At 30.8% G+C, this 3,682-nt stretch carries 4 protein-coding genes; all 4 read left to right on the forward strand.

The features are described 5' to 3' along the window. On the forward strand, positions 1-79 hold a 79-nt coding region (locus EA412_00280; GenBank protein TVR84587.1), incomplete at its 5' end, for a zinc transporter ZupT domain protein. A 291-nt stretch (positions 80-370) separates the two neighbouring features. Then, a complete protein-coding gene (locus EA412_00285) occupies positions 371-1,264 on the forward strand; it encodes a hypothetical protein (GenBank protein TVR84588.1) in 894 nt (297 codons plus the stop codon). A gap of 167 nt (positions 1,265-1,431) precedes the next feature. Further along, positions 1,432-2,631, forward strand: coding sequence for an ATP-binding protein (locus tag EA412_00290; protein TVR84589.1), 1,200 nt, complete (start codon positions 1,432-1,434; stop codon positions 2,629-2,631). Positions 2,632-2,916: 285 nt separating this feature from the next. Then, positions 2,917-3,510, forward strand: a complete 594-nt coding sequence (locus EA412_00295; GenBank protein TVR84590.1) for an RDD family protein — start codon at positions 2,917-2,919, stop codon at positions 3,508-3,510. Positions 3,511-3,682 lie beyond the last annotated feature (172 nt).

Below are 3,682 nucleotides of genomic sequence, written 5' to 3' on the forward strand. Positions count from 1 at the left end.
TGGAAAACATCATAATGCAATTTATGGCCTAATAAGCGGCATGGCTGTCATGGCAATTAGTCTTATCATTTTAAAGTAGATTTTTTTTGTTGGTTTTAGTTTTTCTGTTCTCTGATTTATTTTTTCTGAGTGAGTTTATTGAATAGCCTCCGGCTAAATGGCTAAAATTGCTATATTTCCGGATTACCCACCACTGTTAGTAGCGTCCAAGCTAAAACCATATCACATCTAATTCATAAAAACGACTCAATATACTCTAAAAAATTTATATTTTTATTTCTTTATTTGGTGGTTGGTGGAATTTAATTGAAGCCATCGAGTTTTTATGATTTGAAATTTGAATGGGAAACAGGAATCTAATTTTACTTACATGAAAAAATGGCTTTTTTTTCTTCTTATATTTAATTTACTTCTTACTGCTTGTAATGAGGAAGTAAAGAAAACGGTAGTTCTATCAACAGAAGATAAAAAAAAGATAGAAGAATTTGCTACTGCATTGCTTATAAGCTTTAATAATCATGAATTTGAATTGATTAGATCTTCATGGGATAATGAAGAGTTTAGAAACAAGGTGATCCAATTGCTCAGGCCTTCTGAAGAAACTGTTTTTAACCATCTTTTTGATAAAGAATGGTCAAAACATATTTTATATATGAATACCGATTTAGTTTATCGCAATAAATTTCATGAAGGAAAGGCTTTTTTATCAAATGTTGAACATTTTAAATCTCATTCGGAAATCACCTTTTCATTTTTATACGAAGATTATTATGTTGACTTTAGAAAATATCGGGTAAAATTAATAAACGATAATCCTAAACTTGTTGACTTTTATACATTTAAAGATAACAATTGGCAAAGTACATCAATCAAAAATGCAGTAAGGTTAAATACGACTTATACAATTCATACCAAAGAAAGAAAACAGGCAAATTTATATTCTAATAAGTCTAGAGATTGCCTGATGGCAAGAGATACATTATGTGCATTGGAAAATTTATATAAAATACCTGAATCACATCAAATCGACCTCCAAATCAGCACTCAAAAAATAAATTTTGCCTTCATCCTTGGCGAAGATATATTTCAAGAAGTTCTTTACAAAGAATATTTATCAAACCAATCGCCTTTTATTGATTATTTATATTATTACTTTCAGGACAGTTCCATTGAGTTAAAAAAAGTTTACAATAACTTAAGTGAGAGAACCGGTGAAAGAGCTTTAATAGATTCCTTAAGAACCGGTAACTATATGTGGTATTAGACTCATACCTCTGCATGTTTCTGTCTAATTTTAAATGTAAGACAATCTGAAGAAAATTAGATTTGCTTTTTGCTAAATGCTAAAATGTAGGTCACAACCTACATTTTGACAGTTAAATTGTAGGTTATAACCTACAATTATAGTAACTTTGTATAAAATAGCCAGCCATGGAACAGCTTTTTAACCATCAAAATTATTTGCTAAAACAAGTCAGTAACAAGTTTATTCGTCAATTATTTCATGAAATAAATTGGGGAAACAGAATGTTAGCAATCAAAGGCCCCAGAGGTTCAGGTAAAACAACTTTATTGCTTCAATATATAAAATATGAGTTAAAGCAACCTGTAAACAAGGCACTTTATATTTCACTTGACCACTACTGGTTTTATGATAATATACTAACCGAATTAGTGGATACTTTTTATAAAAATGGTGGTAAATACCTTTTCATTGATGAAGTTCATAAGTATCCTAATTGGTCACGCGAACTAAAGAATATTTATGATAGTTTTCCTGATTTAAAAGTTGTATTTACCGCTTCATCTGCACTTGATATTTACAGAGGTGAATCTGATTTGAGTAGAAGAGTCATTACTTATGAATTGCCCGGTTTATCATTCAGGGAGTATTTAAGTTTTTTAAACATTTACCATACTGAAAAGATAAGCTTTGAGGAGCTGCTTGAAAAGCATCAAATATTGAGTACAGAAATTACCGAAAAAAATAAAATCTTATACCACTTTAAAAACTATCTGAAACATGGTTATTTTCCATATTTCAAGGAAGCTGCGGAAACTGATTATCACATGAAATTACTTCAAACAATTAATGCGGTATTAGAGTCTGATTTATCTTTTACACATGGTTATTCTGCTCAGACAGCCTTTAAGATTAAAAAATTTTTAAGTATCCTGGCATATTCAGTGCCATTCAAGCCTAATATTGCTGCATTGGCCAGAAAGCTTGATGTAAGCCGGGATATGGTTTATGATTGGTTTAGCCTGTTGGAAAGTGCAAGATTAGTAAATCTGATAAACACAAAAAGTAAGGGAGTAGCCTATCTGCAGAAGCCTGATAAAGTATATTTAGAGAACACGAACATGGCTTATGCTTTTCTGAAAGAACCTAATATAGGGAGTATTAGAGAGTCGTTTTTTATGAATCAACTGACTAATGCTAAGCTATCATTTACGCTTCCGAAAAAGGGAGACTTTCAGATAGGGGAGAAATTTATTTTTGAAATCGGGGGAAAACAAAAAACGAAATCTCAATTGAAGAATATTGACAATGCTTTTTTTGCTTTGGATGATATAGAGATAGGTTATGGGAATAAAATTCCGCTTTGGCTTTTTGGTTTCTTATATTAAATTGATACTTCCTTGTTCGTATCACCCGCCCTCGTCTCGCGAGAAAGTTTATTGAATAGCCTTCGGCTAAATGGCTGAAATTGCCACACTTCCGGATTGCACTCAACTGTTCGTAGCGGCCCGGCTATAACTAAATCATATCTAATTTATCAAAACGACTCAATATTCTCTAAAATTTATATTTTTATTTCTTAATTTGGAGAAATGTAATTGTAGCCTTCGTTATACTTCCTGATTATAAATCCAAAAAGCGGGGGAAATGCTAACCACAAATTGAAATAAAAAATGAATACAAATTTTAAAGACATAATGTCAAAGCAAACTGACAAAGAACTTATTAAAATTGTAACAATAGATAAAGAAGATTATCAGCCTTTAGCTGTTGAAGCTGCAGAAGTAGAAATTAAAAAGGGTAATATAGACGTTTCAAAAATTGAACAAGTTAAAATTGATATTACTACTGAGCTTGAAAAACTAAAACAGTTTGAGGCTAAGAAAGTGAGTTCTTTGATAAGGTTTTTACATTTTATTATTGACACCTTTGCCTACTTTACATTAACTTTCATATTTGCATATTTTCTTGGACTTTTTATAGTTACAACGGACCAATCATTGTTTACACTTATTGTTTATCTAATTCTTATTGTCGTATTTTTTGGTTATTATATATTTATGGAAACTAAATATCAAAAAACAATTGGAAAATTTATTACTAAAACAAGTGTTGTGACAAAAGATGGCGCTAAGCCCGCACTTGGAGACATTTTACGTAGAACTTTTTGTAGAATTATACCGTTTGATTGGATCTCATTTTTATTTACTAAAAATGGCTTACACGACAGACTTTCAGACACAACATTAGTTAAGGATGATAACTGACACCCAACCCTTACTACCCAATCTTCCAAGCACTTTTAAAATAATTTGATTCTAATTGTTTTTTTAAGTTACTTTACAAAAAAAATGGATTTTCAATCAAAATTTGGACAAAGGGTCGAAAAGCTTTCTATTGAAGGATATGCTGTTCGCTATCAGCAATACTTTTCGGAAG

The sequence above is a fragment of the Chitinophagaceae bacterium genome (assembly GCA_007695095.1).
In the GTDB taxonomy this organism is placed as follows: domain Bacteria; phylum Bacteroidota; class Bacteroidia; order Chitinophagales; family REEL01; genus REEL01.

Excerpts from the sequence above, each read along its gene's own strand:
- EA412_00285 (TVR84588.1), top strand. The coding sequence starts at position 371 with ATGAAAAAATGGCTTTTTTTTCTTCTTATATTTAATTTACTTCTTACT.
- EA412_00290 (TVR84589.1), top strand. The coding sequence starts at position 1,432 with ATGGAACAGCTTTTTAACCATCAAAATTATTTGCTAAAACAAGTCAGT.
- EA412_00295 (TVR84590.1), top strand. The coding sequence starts at position 2,917 with ATGAATACAAATTTTAAAGACATAATGTCAAAGCAAACTGACAAAGAA.